The sequence below is a fragment of the Oceanobacillus sp. FSL K6-0118 genome (genome assembly GCF_038006665.1).
GTDB classification, from domain to species: Bacteria; Bacillota; Bacilli; order Bacillales; family Amphibacillaceae; genus Oceanobacillus; species Oceanobacillus caeni.
Window position 1 is genome coordinate 2,115,962 of record NZ_JBBOVR010000001.1, and the last position, 15,226, is coordinate 2,131,187.

18 protein-coding genes are annotated in these 15,226 nt (G+C 35.7%); 16 read left to right on the forward strand and 2 right to left on the reverse strand.

Annotated features, from left to right (window positions below; genetic code table 11):
• The first annotated feature begins 139 nt into the window (after window positions 1–139).
• From MHI02_RS10835 to MHI02_RS10880, 10 genes are all read left to right on the forward strand, one after another.
• On the forward strand, window positions 140–496 hold the full coding sequence (locus MHI02_RS10835) for a hypothetical protein (protein ID WP_047185114.1): 357 nt from the start codon (window positions 140–142) through the stop codon (window positions 494–496).
• 326 nt (window positions 497–822) lie between these two features.
• Window positions 823–963, forward strand: a complete 141-nt coding sequence (locus MHI02_RS10840; RefSeq protein ID WP_165589217.1) for a hypothetical protein — start codon at window positions 823–825, stop codon at window positions 961–963.
• Window positions 964–1,274: 311 nt separating this feature from the next.
• Window positions 1,275–1,520, forward strand: a complete 246-nt coding sequence (locus MHI02_RS10845) for a hypothetical protein (protein WP_047185113.1) — start codon at window positions 1,275–1,277, stop codon at window positions 1,518–1,520.
• Between the two features lie 189 nt (window positions 1,521–1,709).
• Entirely contained in the window at window positions 1,710–1,994 is a 285-nt protein-coding gene (locus MHI02_RS10850; protein ID WP_060669057.1) for a hypothetical protein, read from the forward strand.
• Between the two features lie 184 nt (window positions 1,995–2,178).
• The gene (locus MHI02_RS10855; protein WP_257455975.1) at window positions 2,179–2,985 is read left to right on the forward strand and encodes a class I SAM-dependent methyltransferase; all 807 of its coding nucleotides are present in this window, start codon (window positions 2,179–2,181) and stop codon (window positions 2,983–2,985) included.
• A 231-nt stretch (window positions 2,986–3,216) separates the two neighbouring features.
• Window positions 3,217–4,023: a class I SAM-dependent methyltransferase gene (locus MHI02_RS10860; protein WP_257455974.1), complete on the forward strand. Its 807-nt coding sequence runs from the start codon at window positions 3,217–3,219 to the stop codon at window positions 4,021–4,023.
• Window positions 4,024–4,102: 79 nt separating this feature from the next.
• Entirely contained in the window at window positions 4,103–4,531 is a 429-nt protein-coding gene (gene fosM / locus MHI02_RS10865) for a FosM family fosfomycin resistance protein (RefSeq protein WP_379588532.1), read from the forward strand.
• A gap of 141 nt (window positions 4,532–4,672) precedes the next feature.
• The gene (locus MHI02_RS10870; protein WP_216883926.1) at window positions 4,673–5,092 is read left to right on the forward strand and encodes a cytidine deaminase; all 420 of its coding nucleotides are present in this window, start codon (window positions 4,673–4,675) and stop codon (window positions 5,090–5,092) included.
• Between the two features lie 505 nt (window positions 5,093–5,597).
• A complete protein-coding gene (locus MHI02_RS10875; RefSeq protein ID WP_225344116.1) occupies window positions 5,598–5,942 on the forward strand; it encodes a hypothetical protein in 345 nt (114 codons plus the stop codon).
• The gene (locus MHI02_RS10880) at window positions 5,932–6,120 is read left to right on the forward strand and encodes a helix-turn-helix transcriptional regulator (protein ID WP_047185108.1); all 189 of its coding nucleotides are present in this window, start codon (window positions 5,932–5,934) and stop codon (window positions 6,118–6,120) included. Before MHI02_RS10875 ends, MHI02_RS10880 begins: the two co-directional genes overlap by 11 nt.
• 293 nt (window positions 6,121–6,413) lie before the next feature.
• Here the strand turns inward: MHI02_RS10880 and MHI02_RS10885 are convergent, their stop codons facing one another.
• A complete protein-coding gene (locus tag MHI02_RS10885; protein WP_341165902.1) occupies window positions 6,414–7,292 on the reverse strand; it encodes a DUF2161 domain-containing phosphodiesterase in 879 nt (292 codons plus the stop codon).
• A 31-nt stretch (window positions 7,293–7,323) separates the two neighbouring features.
• Between MHI02_RS10885 and MHI02_RS10890 the strand changes: the two genes are divergently transcribed.
• The 3 genes from MHI02_RS10890 (at window position 7,324) to MHI02_RS10900 (ending at window position 11,510) form a co-directional block, all read left to right on the forward strand.
• Window positions 7,324–7,608 carry a hypothetical protein gene (locus MHI02_RS10890; RefSeq protein ID WP_341165903.1) on the forward strand — a complete coding sequence of 95 codons (285 nt, stop codon included), beginning with the start codon at window positions 7,324–7,326 and terminating at the stop codon, window positions 7,606–7,608.
• 517 nt (window positions 7,609–8,125) lie between these two features.
• Complete coding sequence (locus MHI02_RS10895) at window positions 8,126–8,848, forward strand: 3-ketoacyl-ACP reductase (protein ID WP_204798621.1); 723 nt, start codon at window positions 8,126–8,128, stop codon at window positions 8,846–8,848.
• Between the two features lie 1,357 nt (window positions 8,849–10,205).
• Window positions 10,206–11,510: a S8 family peptidase gene (locus MHI02_RS10900; RefSeq protein ID WP_341165904.1), complete on the forward strand. Its 1,305-nt coding sequence runs from the start codon at window positions 10,206–10,208 to the stop codon at window positions 11,508–11,510.
• A gap of 307 nt (window positions 11,511–11,817) precedes the next feature.
• Here the strand turns inward: MHI02_RS10900 and MHI02_RS10905 are convergent, their stop codons facing one another.
• Window positions 11,818–12,027: a hypothetical protein gene (locus MHI02_RS10905; protein WP_047185105.1), complete on the reverse strand. Its 210-nt coding sequence runs from the start codon at window positions 12,025–12,027 to the stop codon at window positions 11,818–11,820.
• 444 nt (window positions 12,028–12,471) lie between these two features.
• Here MHI02_RS10905 and MHI02_RS10910 point away from each other — a divergent pair, with 444 nt between their 5' ends.
• The 3 genes from MHI02_RS10910 (at window position 12,472) to MHI02_RS10920 (ending at window position 15,187) form a co-directional block, all read left to right on the forward strand.
• Window positions 12,472–13,335, forward strand: a complete 864-nt coding sequence (locus tag MHI02_RS10910) for a C40 family peptidase (RefSeq protein WP_257455966.1) — start codon at window positions 12,472–12,474, stop codon at window positions 13,333–13,335.
• 422 nt (window positions 13,336–13,757) lie between these two features.
• Window positions 13,758–14,519, forward strand: coding sequence for a SurA N-terminal domain-containing protein (locus tag MHI02_RS10915; protein ID WP_047185103.1), 762 nt, complete (start codon window positions 13,758–13,760; stop codon window positions 14,517–14,519).
• Between the two features lie 407 nt (window positions 14,520–14,926).
• Window positions 14,927–15,187, forward strand: a complete 261-nt coding sequence (locus MHI02_RS10920; RefSeq protein WP_047185102.1) for a hypothetical protein — start codon at window positions 14,927–14,929, stop codon at window positions 15,185–15,187.
• Window positions 15,188–15,226 lie beyond the last annotated feature (39 nt).

Sequence of the window (15,226 nt, forward strand, 5' to 3'; positions counted from 1 at the left end):
GTTCGTTTGGGGATATCGGTTAATCCCAAATCAGGAATGAGAATCGTTCAGCTCCTACATTTTATAGTAGCTCCAGGTTCTCCATGTTGTTTCAATTGCAAAGAAATTGGTTAGTATGATCATAAAGGGAGGTTTTCATATGGGTTCAATCTCAGTACTAGGTGCAATCGTTATCCTTACTGGGTGGTTTGCGCTTATTGAATACGATCAATTTCCTGAATCTAAACGTACAGAGATTTTAGAACGAATTAAAGGAAGTCCCGTCGCTATCATTGTAATCGCCTTAATGCCTGTTGGGATCCTCATCAATATGTTAGGAAACTTTATCGGCTCTCTTTGGATGGTCATCATCGGGGCAACCATGATATTTATACAAAGCATCATCGTTTCCCTTTTATTCTGGAGGCGAAAACGTTGGAAAAGTATTGTGCTGCTTATTACGATGATTTTACTAGGAATTATCCTCTATATGCCATTCTTCTTTCATTTAAGCTGAGGTTGTTTTATTGTATTTAGGTAAAAATTCTTTCTTCAAGGAACTAAAGAGGCCGTAGCCTAATAAATAGATGGTCATCCGTGCTGTTCGGAACAAGGGGAACGGTTCTAATGCTTCCATTTCTGTCGGAAGTATTAGAACCGTTCTTGTGTTTTATAACAGATTCTGGTTTATAATTTCTAATAAACCAAGATAATTAAACGCATTCCTTTTTCTGCAGTAATTGTTTTCACTTTTTCTAAAATGAATATTGACAAAATTGTAAAGCTGTTATATATTATCATCATAAACTTATAACTGTTATATAACAAATAGGAGGGGAAATAATGGAAAACATTTGTGTTGTAGCATACCGTGGTTACTTGTCGATTTGCGAAAGATATGGCATGAAGTCCGTTAGCTTTTATCATTTTATAGGTCAATTAACAGAAGAACAAATCAACGAGTATAGTAAGTTGGCAATTTAAGAAAAGGACGTGTTGAAAACGGAACTCCCATTAGAATCAGAAGTCGAAGTCAAATAAAACCCCTACTTGTCATGTATGAATACAAGTAGGGGTTTTTAGGTGGATTAAAAATAGTTACATATTTAAATGATGACAGGATCTTCCTATACTGCTCATAAAACCCCTTTGGACAAAGCATAATCCAAAGGGGTTGTAAAAAAGACACGACGTTTATAAAAAAAGATGCGAAATTTTGTTACAATAAAAGTAAGCATTATTCCATTAACGAGCCAAATAGTTGAGGTTCAGAAGTGGGGAAAGGAGAGGTTAATTTGAATAAGGTACTCTTTTTCTTTTGTAATTTAGCAATTTTTCTCGGAATTCTTATATTATTTACGACAAGCATTTTGAATAAGGTATTTCCTATGTTAGGATATGTTGCTTTTCAAGCTGCAGCGACAGGAAGTTACTCTCCAGATGACTATGTAATGAACTTTATTGCAATAAACCTATTCGCCATTTTATTGATCGTAATAGGCTTGGTAATAGGTTATATGATTTATAAAAAAAGTTTGTAAAAATTTAAGGCTTCGTATTCCAATAATTGGTCTATTTAACGGAGTTTACAATACATATACCTTTACGTTTTGGATTTATTTTAGAATCAACAAAGTAACAAGTGTTTAATTAACGGGCGTGATTTTCGAACAAAGATTTGCGCTTGTTCGGATAATCGGGCCATTATAAAATATAAAGGGGGCTAAATGATGTGGATAATATTAGGGGTCATTGCTGTAATAGCAACTTTTATAAATCTTTATATGTACGGAACAGGAAAAGATTATAAATTGGCAATGGCAGTGGGATTATCATTTACAGCGCTAACACTTGTCGCAGAATACAGGATGGTGTCCGATTGGGTAAAGGTGGAGGATTGGTCTGCATTATTAGATGTGGTGCCTACCATGGAGACAGCATTATGGGTTTTGACGATTCTATCCATTTTATTAAATATAACTCCTATACTTTTAGAGTTGAAAAATAAAAGTTAATGATTTATACATACTTCAACAAACGGGCGCAATAACAGAATAAGCATTGCGTCCTTCCTGAGAAATCGAGCCAGATTGTGGCGTAGTTGAAACCTTGCTTAAAATTTACCGTAAGTGAAGCAAAGGGGCACCTATTTTCAACATAAGGGTCATTTAACGGAATAAAAGAAGGAGAAAAAGAATAATGGATTCTCGTAAAATTAACTTATCAGAGGAAAAAGAAACTCTTCTGATCACTTTGCAGGCAAAGGCTCAGGACAGCCGTTCAAAAAATCCAATTCTTGATGATAAAAAGGCAGCAGAGATCCTTCACATGATTGATTACGACTTTGAAAATGTCAGCCATTTTGGGAACGAAATCATGGTCATAAGAGCGAAGCAATTGGATACATGGCTGCAGATTTTTATAAAAAAGTACCCTAGCGCAACGGTGCTTAATCTTGGTTGTGGTCTGGATACAAGAATAGCAAGAATTAATCCGCCGTCCATGATAAATTGGTTTGATGTGGATTTCCCCGAGGTTATCGAATTACGTAAGTCCTTTTTTAAAAGTCAAAAAGGCTACGTAATGATCTCATCTTCTATTACGGATTTAAACTGGCTAAATCAAATTCCAAAGGACCAACCAACCATAATCCTTGCAGAGGGTGTGTTGGAATATCTTACTGAAGATGAAGTAAAAGAACTGCTTAACCTGATAACAAGTAATTTTCCACAAGGACAGATCGCTTTTGATGTAATGAGTTCCTTTGCGGTAAATTCCGGAAAAGACCGCCTAAAAGAAACAACAGGAGCTGTACACAAATGGACAGTGGATGATATTAATACCGTTGACCAATTAAACGCCAAACTAGAAAGAAAGGCAGCCTTGTCTATTTTTAGATCAAAATACATTCATAAACTTCCATTAAAAACTCGCTTACTATATTTTGTTTTGGGCATGATTCCAAGTTTCAGAAGTATGATGAAGTTACTTTTATATAAGTTTTGATGTGGAAAGCGAATTCCAAAATTTCTTTCCAAACATGAGATTGAACTTCTTCGAGATAGATGGAAAGGAATTTTAAATAGTTGATGTTCGTATACGAAGCCCTTTGCGTAATAAAAGGTGTGTATTTTACGTACTAACTGAAAGAATAACAGGAGTGACTATCGAAAGGAGAAATAAAATTATGCATGATAAAAAAATACAGAACCTGACCACACAGCAATACGGGTTGCATTGTGGCGTGTTTTGCATGTACAGGTCGATTCACCACCGTATGTGCTTGAAGATGAGGTCGGCTTACAATTGATTGATCCTGACAATGAATGGCGCCAAAGACCCGACATGGATCAAAAGTTTTCTAGGGGGTTCCGTGCTTCTATTGTTGCCCGTGCCCGTTTCATTGAGGATCTGATTACCGAACAATCCAATCACAATGTTACCCAGTATGTGATTCTCGGCGCTGGACTAGACACCTTTGCTCAGCGTCGAACGGAGATTGCCTTCCGAATCCAGGTATTCGAAGTTGATCAACCCGAAACACAAGTTTGGAAAAGAAAACGCTTGGTTGAACTTGGCTTTGGTATTCCTAATTGGCTACACTTTGTTCCAGTCGACTTCGAAGCAGGTCGGTCATGGTTAGAGCAACTAAAGGTATCGGGTTTCGACATGAATAAGCCAGCTGTAGTCGTTTCTACAGGGGTTACACAATATCTTACCAAGGAAGCAATCACAGCGACATTACGTCAGGTTTCGAAGCTAGCTCCTGGTTCCACGCTGGCTATGACATTTTTATTGCCGTTTGAGTCAACAGAGTCCGAGGAACATTCTGAAGTTGATACGGCGAAGGAAGGTGCGCAAGCAAGTGGAACGCCTTTTATCAGCTTCTTCACGCCACCAGAAATTATAGAGATGGCTCGCAAGGCCGGTTTACAAGAAGTCCGATATGTATCTTCAACTGATCTTAATGAGCGCTACTTCACCAATCGCACCGATGGTCTTCATTTGCCAAATGGAGAGGAATTTTTAGTGGCAACTACTTAACAAACGGGCGCAATAACAGAATAAGCATTGCGTCCTTCCTGAGCAATCGAGCCATATTGTTTAATAAATGTTTGGGGTGATGCAGTTGTTAGTAAAGGGACTAAATCATTTATTGTTTTCTGTTTCTGATTTAGAACAATCTATAAAATTTTACCAAGATGTCTTTGATGCAAAATTGCTGGTTAAAGGGAGAAGTACTGCCTATTTTGATTTGAATGGAATGTGGTTGGCGCTTAATTTAGAGAAAGATATTCCCCGTAATGAAATAAACCAGTCATATACTCATGTTGCTTTTACGATAGAAGATACCGAGTTTTATAATGCATATGATAAATTGGAGAAATTGGGAGTAAATATCTTAACTGGACGTCCTAGAGATAAAAGAGATAAGAAATCCATCTATTTTACTGATCCCGATGGACATAAGTTTGAATTTCATACTGGTTCCTTGCAGGATAGAATAAATTATTATAAGCAGGATAAACCACATATGGAGTTTTACGACTGAGTAGTATCATCGGCAAATGGGCGCGATTACTTAACAAGCAGTTGCGTCCATATTGCACATTAGGGCCATTACTGAACGATCTTTTGGACATAGTAGAGGGTCGAAACAATTCCAGGGACAGAAAATTATGGGGGAGATAATATGAACATTGAACAGACACTTTATGATGCAGCAATTGATTTAATAAAAAACAGATATCCTTCCGGTTGGGGTGGGGCAGCAGCAATGTATACTGAGGGTGGTAAGATTCTAACAAGCGTTGCACCAGATGTAATCAACGCTTCAACTGAATTATGTATAGAAACGGGGGCAATTCTCGAAGCACACAAGTTAAATGAAAAGATAACACATTCTTTATGTGTAGTACGGGATGATGAAAATTCTAAGTTTAAAGTACTAACCCCTTGTGGAGTCTGTCAAGAAAGACTGTATTATTGGGGAGCCGATGTCAAAGCAGCAATTACTTCCGAAGACGAGAATTTAACATTTAAAACCCTAAAGGAAATACAGCCATTTCATTGGACAAAAGCCTATGATGAAGCAGAGCTATATGCTGAATAAGTTCGGCTAATGGACGCCTATACCAAATAAGGACAGGCGCCTTATCTGTATTTTCGCTATTACAAAAGGAGCGTATTTTATTATACACATTTCTATTGTTGAATAAGGGATGGGTAATAAGACCATATTGAAATCAAATTAATTGATTCATAGTGTGGGAGTGTGAAGACATGTTGTTGTCGGAAGCCGGGAAAGGTACCAATCCGATAAAATAATAGAAGGTTATTCTCTTCTTACTTTAAAGATGTATGGCTTTCAATGTGATCTTTTAACGTTATTTCGTGATATTAGAATGAGCGATATTACAACAGATAATTTGAAGCAATACTTGGGGGAGGCTACAGAACATTTAAAGCCGTACAGCTTGGGTCGTCGTGTACGTTTTGTTCTGCGACAAGCGGGCCATTTAATGGCATAATTCGGTACGTTAAATGTAAAAACCTTTTGACATAGGCGAAGTTTTTCTGTAAGGTTAAATGGAAAGAGTTTTTGACATTATTAAGAGGTGATTACATTGGATTTTATCAGAATAGCCGTACCACTTTTAGTCGGCTTAATTATTTTCTTTATTATCGGTTGGGTTACTGGTACAGATGAATATGGTGGGGTTGAAACAAAGGATGATGAGCGTTCGCAATTGATTAAACAAAAAGCGATTGTAAGCAGTTGGTTATTACTCCTTATGTTTTTCGTTATTAACTTTGTCTTTGATTTCTTCAATTTAAATGATGAGCGTTTAGCATTGGTTCCGTTTGTCTATCCAGAATTACTTTATTTGTTGATTGCGGTTATTAGCTATTTTGTATATTACTGGATTTATAGTCGACGGATGAGTAGCAATGAAAAATAAAATTTTAGAACTTCGCAAGGGCAAAGGATTTACTCAAGATGTACTAGCAAAGAAGTGCAATGTATCAAGGCAAACAATTAATGCTATTGAAAATGACCGATATGACCCTACCCTACAACTTGCATTTAAAATAGCGAGGGTACTCAATACAACAGTTGATAACGTTTTTAAGCCATAGCTTGTTTCTTCTAGAAAGTGGCACGATTGTTTAATATCAAAAGTGTAAAATGATCAAACTTTTTTATAACAATAGAACAATATATCACAAAGGAAGAATCCTTTTTCCAAATGGATTCTTCCTGTTTACGGTAATATAAGGGCTTGTGAGGTATTTTAATTAAACTTTATTTCAAAGCAACATTATTCTCACTTGTTCATGAGTTCGTCATCTGCCCCTTCTGCCAATGAGCCAGTATATCAAGGTATGTAGGTTTAGTCCCACTTTATCGAAATGAGCGAGCGATCTGCCAACTATTTACGATAATACTCCACCAACTCAGGGTATTGCTTTAATTCCTTTTTTCCCTTTTCACTCAGTACATAAATTCCTCGTTTAACCCGAATAAACCAACCATAATAGTTTTTACTAAGTATCGATTGTGTTTTCTTGCCTGTTCCCATTTGCAATAACTGCTTTGGGGAGAGTTCCCCGTGTTCCTCTAGGTAACTAGCGATTTGAATGCAGTTTTCCCGATAAGCAGTCATAATTTGTTTTCTGCTAGAACCACCAATATTATAGTCCGCACTTCGACCATTTATTTCTTTTATGATTGCTTGTCTAAGGTATTTGGCTTTCCCCATGCTAATCGGGCGGTGGAAAGGGGGTGGCTCTATCATGATTTCCACCCGTTTTTGTTTTTCTGTAAATGAAACGAGAATTAACCCTAACTCTAATCTCCGTATTAAGTGACACGTGTCCCGCCATTTTTTGGAACGAGGATTGTGTTTTTTTGGTTTCGGTATGGCCACATATACATGCTCAGACACCCGTTGTCGTTTCGTTGCTTGAATAAGCAGGTCTACGCTTAAGTTTAGTTTTAATTCCACAAGTATAAGTAGGTCGTCTTTAATGACCGCCATATCACAGTCTTTTACCTCCCCGTACACTTCGAATCCTTTACGCTTAAAATACTTGTTAATCGGTTCATACAAATCCATCTCTTTCAATTTCACTTTTCCCAATGATAGCACCGTCCAGTTTTGAAATACTAGATTTAATTTTATCATATTAGACGATAATTTCCCTTTAGATGATATTAGTAAATTACCTGTACCATTCGTCCCCAATGTATTTTTATTTTTTCTCTCCTGCTTTAAAATGGCTGGTAATCTTCCAGAAGGAGCTGTCATCGATATACCGATACCATCGGGTGAGGAAGTATTGATTGCTACTTTATCCCAATATGGAACGATTGGTACATTGTTATTTGTATTGGCATTGATGAATGTTATTTCTCAGGAGCGTCAAACTGGGGCAATCGTTTTTGTGGTGGTGCGACCTGTAAGTGCATTCCAGTATATAGTTAGCAAATACGTCGCACAGCTATTTATTTTACTAGTAGCCTTAGCGGCTGGTTATCTCTTCACTTGGGATTATACAAATATCCTATTTAACTATGTTCCATGGACCTTGATGCTTGCAAGCTTAGGATTTTATAGTCTTTGAATTGTTCTACTTACTGCAGTTACTCTCTTTTTTGGAACAGTGTTATGGAATGGTGGCGGTATCGCTGGGGTGAGTATTTTGTTTTTAGCGATGCTTAGTTTGCTAACTACCTTGTTTCCAAATATATGGAGTGGAGCCCAAGTAACTTGAGTACAGAGGCCTCGAAAATTTTACTAGAAGGAGAATGGGTAGTTCTTCTTTACTCGTGTCTGTTAGTACGTTGACATTATCTATTCTATTTTTAGGATTAGCAGTTTATCTGTTTAAAAAACTTGTTCGTTTTGGAAACTAAGATTTATCTGTTAATTCTAGGTAACGCGTTAGCAATGCGGGGTTTAACACTCATATAGGGATAGCTCACTGACCCCAATTTCCCACAGTGAGCTAAAACTTTAACATACTGGGAGCAGGTACCAAATTTTGACTACATAAAGGAATGATATTGGAGAAATATAATTTAGACTTATATAATAGAGTGGATTGGTAAATTTATATATACAAAAAGGAGTTGATTGTTTTGGTACAATCTTTAACAGGGAAGGTAGCATTCATAACAGGTGCAGGAAGAGGGATTGGAAAAGCGACTGCGATCGCACTTGCGAATGAAGGGGTTAACCTTGGTTTACTTGGAACAACTGAATCAAATTTAAAGCAAGTAGCAAGTGTTGTGGATGAACTAGGAGTAAAAGTTGCTTATACAGCAGTGGATGTTTCAAACTTTGAGCAAGTTCAACAGGCTATTGAGAAGATAACAAATCAATTAGGCAAAGCCGATATTCTGATTAATAGTGCGGGAACGAGTAAGTTTGCATCCCTTTTAGACATGGATCCAGAAGAATGGAAAAGGATCATAGACGTGAATTTAATGGGTACCTATTATGTTACACGGTCCGTTCTTCCTCAATTCATTGAAAAAAATAGTGGAGACGTAATCAATATTTCCTCCACCAACGGCTTGAATGGGGCGGCAACATCAAGTGCGTATAGTGCTTCAAAATTCGGTGTCATTGGATTAACTGAGTCATTAGCACAAGAGGTCCGCAGAAATAATATCCGGGTAACGGCTTTAACTCCGAGTACAGTCGCAACAGACATGGCAATTGAATTAAAACTAATTCCTGAAAACGACGAAAAATATATGCAGCCAGAAGATATTGCTGAACTGATCGTTTCCCAATTGAAATTAAACCAACGTGTCTACATAAAATCAGCTAGCATATTGGCTACAAATCCATTTTAATCATAATTAATTCAAATGCCTGCCCCGTCGGATAAAAGTATTACACGCCCGAGGGGGAAAGCACAAAAGTTGATTATAGACTTTAAGCTACAGATTTCAGGATCAGTCCCCCCATTCACTACATTTTACCAAAGTGAGGGACTGCCCCTTTTCATTTGTCCAAACCAATCCAATATCTGATAAACTAATGTTAATGAATAATTTTAGGTGATAGGATGATAAATGTAGTAAGAATCTCAAAGGTTCTGACCATTACCGCCAAAGATAAAATTTGTTTTCAGGAAAAAACCATTTGTACGAGTATAGATTGTCCATTTGTAAATGGGTTTTATGACCGGTTTTTGCAGAGGAAGTATCAAGAGTGGTTGCCTTATGAGTGGTTGCAATATAGGAGTGGCGTGTGAAGGTTAGGTATGGATCATTTGTTAATTAACAACTATTATTATTTGCATAAAAAATCGGAGGGGAGAAGGCTTATCTAGTCCATGGATCTTCACTTGATACGATAAAATAGATTCGTGTTTTATTAGAACATGGATATTAACATGAACAGATAATGGATTTATTAGGTTAAATGGAAGTATAAAACGTTAAGGGTAAATGAAGAAGAGACGAATGAATTTTCCTCCATTACATCGATGAGTTTTATCTGAGGAATTTCTAAGATACAAACTTTTTCGAGTTTGAAAAGAAAATCAAAAAAATCACCCCCTTTTATTTATTTTTTAGTGGAAGACCAAAAAACAAATATCTTAACAATATAAAAAGAGAGGGAATCTAATAATGTTTCAAAAATGAATGAGATATAGAGGTCTATTACAACAGATTAAGTACGAAGTTTAAAATGGCCATTAAGAATGTTCCAAAAGTACATAAGAGGGCTAATAAGGCGATTACATCACTTAATTTCACAATGATACCTCCCCTCTATTAAATGGTAATGCTGACACTTTAGTTGATGGAACCTTCTGAATTTTGTAATTATTATATACCTGTCCTAAAATTTTATCATAGTTAATTATCTTTTTCAATACAATAAGCCTTTTTTATTACAGATTTTGGAACCGATTTAATAAAGAGGAGGGTACAAGATGTTTTTTATGAAAAACTTTTAAAGCTACCACCTAACATGTGACGGTTATTTAAAAGAATAACATTTATGGTACTATCATATTTATATCTATTATACTATATTGAATTTTAAGTATATTAAGAATATAGTTAAATTGTCTTATAGTTTTAATAGATTGTCCTTGATATAATGGGATTAGAAGGTAAAGTCTAATTACCTTCCATTATTTAGTAGTTGTTGACTCTCTTGGAATAAGTATTTTATTCATTAAAGGAGGAGAACAATTTGACAAGACGAAAAAGAGTTTGGTATGAAGCTGCGGGTAGAAGTTTAGACTTAGGATTGGTTGAGCAGTTAAGAATTAATCGAAGAGTTGATCCGAATGAGACAGATAACGAAATCCCTGTCATTGTTTATTTGAAAAATAGTTGTGAAAAAGGATTAAAAGACGACCTCTATAATACTTGCAACGTAGATTCCCACAATAAACTTGAACGAGAACTCCCCATTATTCATAGTATAAAAGGAAAATTAACCCCTGGAATGATAAAACAAATTAAAGATCATGATGCCGTAGATCGTATTTTCTATGACCGAGAAGTAACTGCTTTTTTAGATATTGCAAGCAAACAAATTGGAGCCGTAAATGTTCAAAATCAACTTCATTTCACTGGAAAAGGAGTAACGATTGCAATAATTGATACAGGAATTTATCCGCATGAAGACTTTACCAACCCATCTAACAGAATTATTGCCTTTAAGGATTTTATAAATGGAAATGAAGAACCTTATGATGATAATGGACATGGAACTCATTGTGCTGGTGATGCAGCTGGTAATGGGTTCTTATCTAATGGGAAATATATCAGCCCAGCACCAGAGGCCTCTATTATTGGGGTTAAGGTATTAGATAAAAATGGTAGTGGTAGATTATCTTCTATTATCGAGGGCATTGAGTGGTGTATCAATCATAGAGATGAACACCAAATTCATATTATTTCCCTATCATTAGGGGCACCAGCATATGATTCTTTTAGAAATGATCCACTTTCATTGGCTGCCCAAGAAGCATGGAAAGAAGGGATCGTGGTTTGTGCTGCAGCTGGAAATAGTGGCCCTTATCCATACACCATTAGTACTCCAGCTATCAATCCATTTATCATTACAGTTGGATCTACGGATGACCAAAATACCCTAGAGCGTGCGGATGATGTGATAGCAGATTACTCAAGCAGGGGACCGTCCATAGATTATTTTGTAAAACCAGATATTTATGCACCCGGTACGAATATCATTGCACCTCTAGCTCCGAATTCTGTAACAGAGTCACAATTACCAGAAATGATAATAGATGAGAATTATATACAATTATCTGGTACATCCATGGCAACGCCAATTTGTGCAGGCGTCATTGCTCTCATGTTAGAAGCAAATCCAAATCTTAGTCCAAATGATGTGAAAGCTATATTAAAGGAAACTTCACAGCCTACTCTTAATGACACTTGGGGGAATATCCATGCAGAACTAGCTGTTGAAAGGGCAAAAGCTTACCAAGTAAGAGTCCCTCTTGAAGCTATTCAAGGAGAGTAAATCAATATTGGTATCATGATTTTAGAAATGGAAAATAGATAACGTAGTTTTTTTACTAGGACAAGTTCAACAACCCCCAGCTATAAAAGTTGGGGGATTTTACAGTGTATATTTTTATAACAGCTTCGGTCTTAGAAACATTATACCTAGATGAAGGGGACTTTAAAGGTGTTTAAATAACTATAAAAATCATGGTGAACAAAATAGCATGCCTTGAAAGAAAATTCTTCCAAACATGCTACGATCCATATATTTTATTTGTCCGTTTTTCATTATAAGGCTCTTGGATTGGAAACAGTGTGATAAATTATGTGTTCAGTGTTCCGCGACCCTGATTACCCTGGCTTCTTTTATATAGATTTGAACCAGATTCATAGTATTCTCGCCACTTTTTATTTTCCTCCTCTAGTTTTTTGTTTTCATTCAACAAATTTTCCAATTCCCCCAAAAGGGAAAGATTCATCTCAGAAGCTCTTTTAATTGCATCTTTCATTTTTTGCCGATCTTGTTCATTCATTGTATTCCTCCTCAAGATACGTTATTTAATCATCATTGAGTTGATATATCTGTCGTTTATGGCTGTCTAAATCACAGTTGATAACTCCTACTCTATAACCGTATCATAAGATTACATTTTTTTAGCAGTTGTCATTAATTTGTAAACGAAGCGTATCCTCCTTATCATCTCAAAGTCTATTTCGTTCACTAAATGAAATCTAGTAATCAAAATGCTTATGTAAGAGTATAAAATAGTCCAACCGTTGCTAGGAATAACCGCGTTGTTCCAGGCATCTAGCGACTTTGCGAAATTCTTATAAAGTTTCATTTTATTTAATAATTTGTTATTCCTTCTTAAACTCTATGTTATCGAATTGAGATTTTCATATGTTAATTTACAGATAGTCAAAAATATGGTGAATAAATCTTTCGCCTTTAACTAGTAAAAAGAGGAGGAATAATGATGGCACAGTCCAATCAAACAGTAGGGAAATATGTACTTTCTATAGCATTTGTAAGTTCTTTGGTTTTTACTCCAGTTCTTAGCGGAAAGGTGTTTGCCAATGCTGGAGCAGACGCTTCGGAGGGAGATATTACTATTAGCGAGAGCAACCTTTCTAATATACAGGAGCAAGAGGTAGCATCATCAAGTGAGGGGACATTAATTCAGCACGGTGATGTAGGTGCAGCAGTAGAGGATATACAGAAAGAACTTCAAGAACAAGGTTACTATACATATACGATTGACGGTATTTTTGGTTCTATAACGGGACAAGCAGTAAGAGATTATCAAGCAGATCATCATTTACAAGTGGATGGTATAGTAGGTCCAAATACTTTAGAAACGATGGCGTTACCAGAAATGGAATCTTCCGAAGATAACTTAACGATAACGGAAATTGACTCTTCTGAAGATAATTTAACGGTTACGGAGTCTAGCTCTGAGGATGTTTCTAATATAAAATCTGATATTGTTGCTGTAGCGAAAAGTGTTATAGGTACGCCTTATGTATGGGGAGGAACAACTACGGAAGGAATGGACAGTAGTGGTTTTATTAATTATGTGTTTAATCAAGTAGGCATTGATGATATTTCACGCACTCATCGTGAAATGTGGGAGAACGATGGTAACTATGTAGATCATCCTAGTATCGGGGATGTTGTATTTTTTGAAGGTACTTATGATACAGAAGGAGCGTCTCATAGTGGAGTCTACATCGGTAATAATCAAATGATTCACGCTGGAGATGACGGTGTAAGTGTAGCAGATATCAGCATCGATTATTGGCAAAGTCATTATCTTGGTGCCAAATCTTTTACTGAATAATAGATTCTAACGTTAAAATACAAGTACAAAAATGGTACTTGTATTTTTTCAGTATAAATATCAAAATGGACTGAATGGAACATTACAAAAATATTTCTAATGATGTTATAAACTTTTCAAGCAACACAACATTTTGGCTAAAAATATCCTTCCTTACGTCTAAGAAAAATCCTTTTTAAGTTAGAATACATCCTTGGTATAACAATAGTCGTTCATAGATATGGATCCATTGATCTATTAAAAATTTAGGGAATAAAAGAATCTAAAGATAATGGTCTTTTTGTATGATAAAACGTCTCAATTCTGTTACAAATCTTAAGAAAACCCACATAAGGTTTCATTTTCGTAAGATTTACTATATAATTCGTACCAGATGTTTTTTTAAAATAATTATGCTTCTAGCTTAAGGAAGGAGATCGATGATGAAAAAAATAATGTTAACATTACTAACTGGTCTAATGGCTGTTGCTTTAGTAGCATGCGGAGGTAACGAAGAAGGCAAAGAGGATAAGAATGATAATAAAGCCAAAACAGAGGAACAGCAGAAGGAACAGGAAAAGCAAATGGAAGAGATGCAAAAGAAATTAGATGCACAGCATGTAGATGAAAAGAAAACTGTCGCCATCGTGAATGATAATGAAATTCTAGGAAGTGACTATAATAGCACCTTAGCCTCTATACAACAACAAATGTTGCAAATGGGAGAAGATCCGACTTCTAAAGAAGCATTAGAGCAAGTAAAAGACCAAACAATTGATAGCTTAGTCGGACAAACTCTTCTTCTACAAGATGCAGATAAAAAGGGCTATAAAGCTTCAGAAGCAGATATTAAAAAACAGCTGGACGAAATGAAAAAACAGTTTGAAACAGAAAAAGAATTCGAGGACGTTCTTAAAGAGTCCGGCATGGATATGAAAACATTTGAAACTCAAATAGCTGATAATATAAAACTTGAACAGTACGTTGAGAAAGAAGTACCGACTAGCGAAATAACCGATAAGGAAATTGAAAAAACGTACAAACAATTATCGGAACAAGGAAAGAGCACTGGACAAGAAGTTCCAAAGCTTGAAGAAGTAAAACCGCAAATCGAACAATCTCTCAAGCAGCAAAAGCAACAGGAAAAAATCGCTCAGCAAGTTGATGAGTTAAAGAAAAATGCGAACATTGATATTAAGATTTAAGGTGTTACACATCAAAGGAACAGCCACTTGTGCTGTTCCTTTTTGATCATTTATTATCCTAATAAAGCTGCGCCCTCTAATATGGTACGGTGAACCATTTCATACCTAACTTCAAACTTTAAAATGATAGAAGTAATAACCCTAGTAATTAATATAGAGTTATTACTTCTATTGATTTTTCAAGATGTTATAATAGAAATGTGAATTTTTCAAAGGTAGAGAGAAACATTTCAAATAGGGATATAAATCCAGCTTCTATAATACTTAAAAAAGTTAAAATGGACCTACTTCTTGCAACTAAGCAGGTGAAAAGAGACATAAAATTATGCAAACAAGCTTTCTATCTGAAAAAATAAGATGGAATTTTATACATCTATTGTTATTATAAAAAGCATAGGAGAGAGAATATGGCACTAATTAATACAGAGAATCTAAAAAGAAAAGAAAAAAACAGAAACAATGTGCATACGGAAGTAGATGCAACTTATACTAGTTTTATAGATGAAAATGGTAATAAGTATTTTCAAATCGATACGTATAGTTCTTCTGATGGCAAAACACAAGGGAAGATTAGTCAATCTATCCAATTAGATAGAAATTCGGCAATTGAGTTAATGAAGTTACTTAAGAAGGAATTGGATATATGGAAGATCAGCAAAACAGATTGATTAAATTGTGACCAAAACAAATAGCACAAGGAAAACCGA

Bases quoted from the DNA above. Each gene is read 5' to 3' on its own strand.
- MHI02_RS10835 (WP_047185114.1), top strand. From the start codon at position 140: ATGGGTTCAATCTCAGTACTAGGTGCAATCGTTATCCTTACTGGGTGG.
- MHI02_RS10840 (WP_165589217.1), top strand. From the start codon at position 823: ATGGAAAACATTTGTGTTGTAGCATACCGTGGTTACTTGTCGATTTGC.
- MHI02_RS10850 (WP_060669057.1), top strand. From the start codon at position 1,710: ATGTGGATAATATTAGGGGTCATTGCTGTAATAGCAACTTTTATAAAT.
- MHI02_RS10855 (WP_257455975.1), top strand. From the start codon at position 2,179: ATGGATTCTCGTAAAATTAACTTATCAGAGGAAAAAGAAACTCTTCTG.
- fosM (WP_379588532.1), top strand. From the start codon at position 4,103: ATGCAGTTGTTAGTAAAGGGACTAAATCATTTATTGTTTTCTGTTTCT.
- MHI02_RS10870 (WP_216883926.1), top strand. From the start codon at position 4,673: ATGAACATTGAACAGACACTTTATGATGCAGCAATTGATTTAATAAAA.
- MHI02_RS10880 (WP_047185108.1), top strand. From the start codon at position 5,932: ATGAAAAATAAAATTTTAGAACTTCGCAAGGGCAAAGGATTTACTCAA.
- MHI02_RS10885 (WP_341165902.1), bottom strand. From the start codon at position 7,292: ATGACAGCTCCTTCTGGAAGATTACCAGCCATTTTAAAGCAGGAGAGA.
- MHI02_RS10905 (WP_047185105.1), bottom strand. From the start codon at position 12,027: ATGAATGAACAAGATCGGCAAAAAATGAAAGATGCAATTAAAAGAGCT.
- MHI02_RS10910 (WP_257455966.1), top strand. From the start codon at position 12,472: ATGGCACAGTCCAATCAAACAGTAGGGAAATATGTACTTTCTATAGCA.
- MHI02_RS10915 (WP_047185103.1), top strand. From the start codon at position 13,758: ATGAAAAAAATAATGTTAACATTACTAACTGGTCTAATGGCTGTTGCT.
- MHI02_RS10920 (WP_047185102.1), top strand. From the start codon at position 14,927: ATGGCACTAATTAATACAGAGAATCTAAAAAGAAAAGAAAAAAACAGA.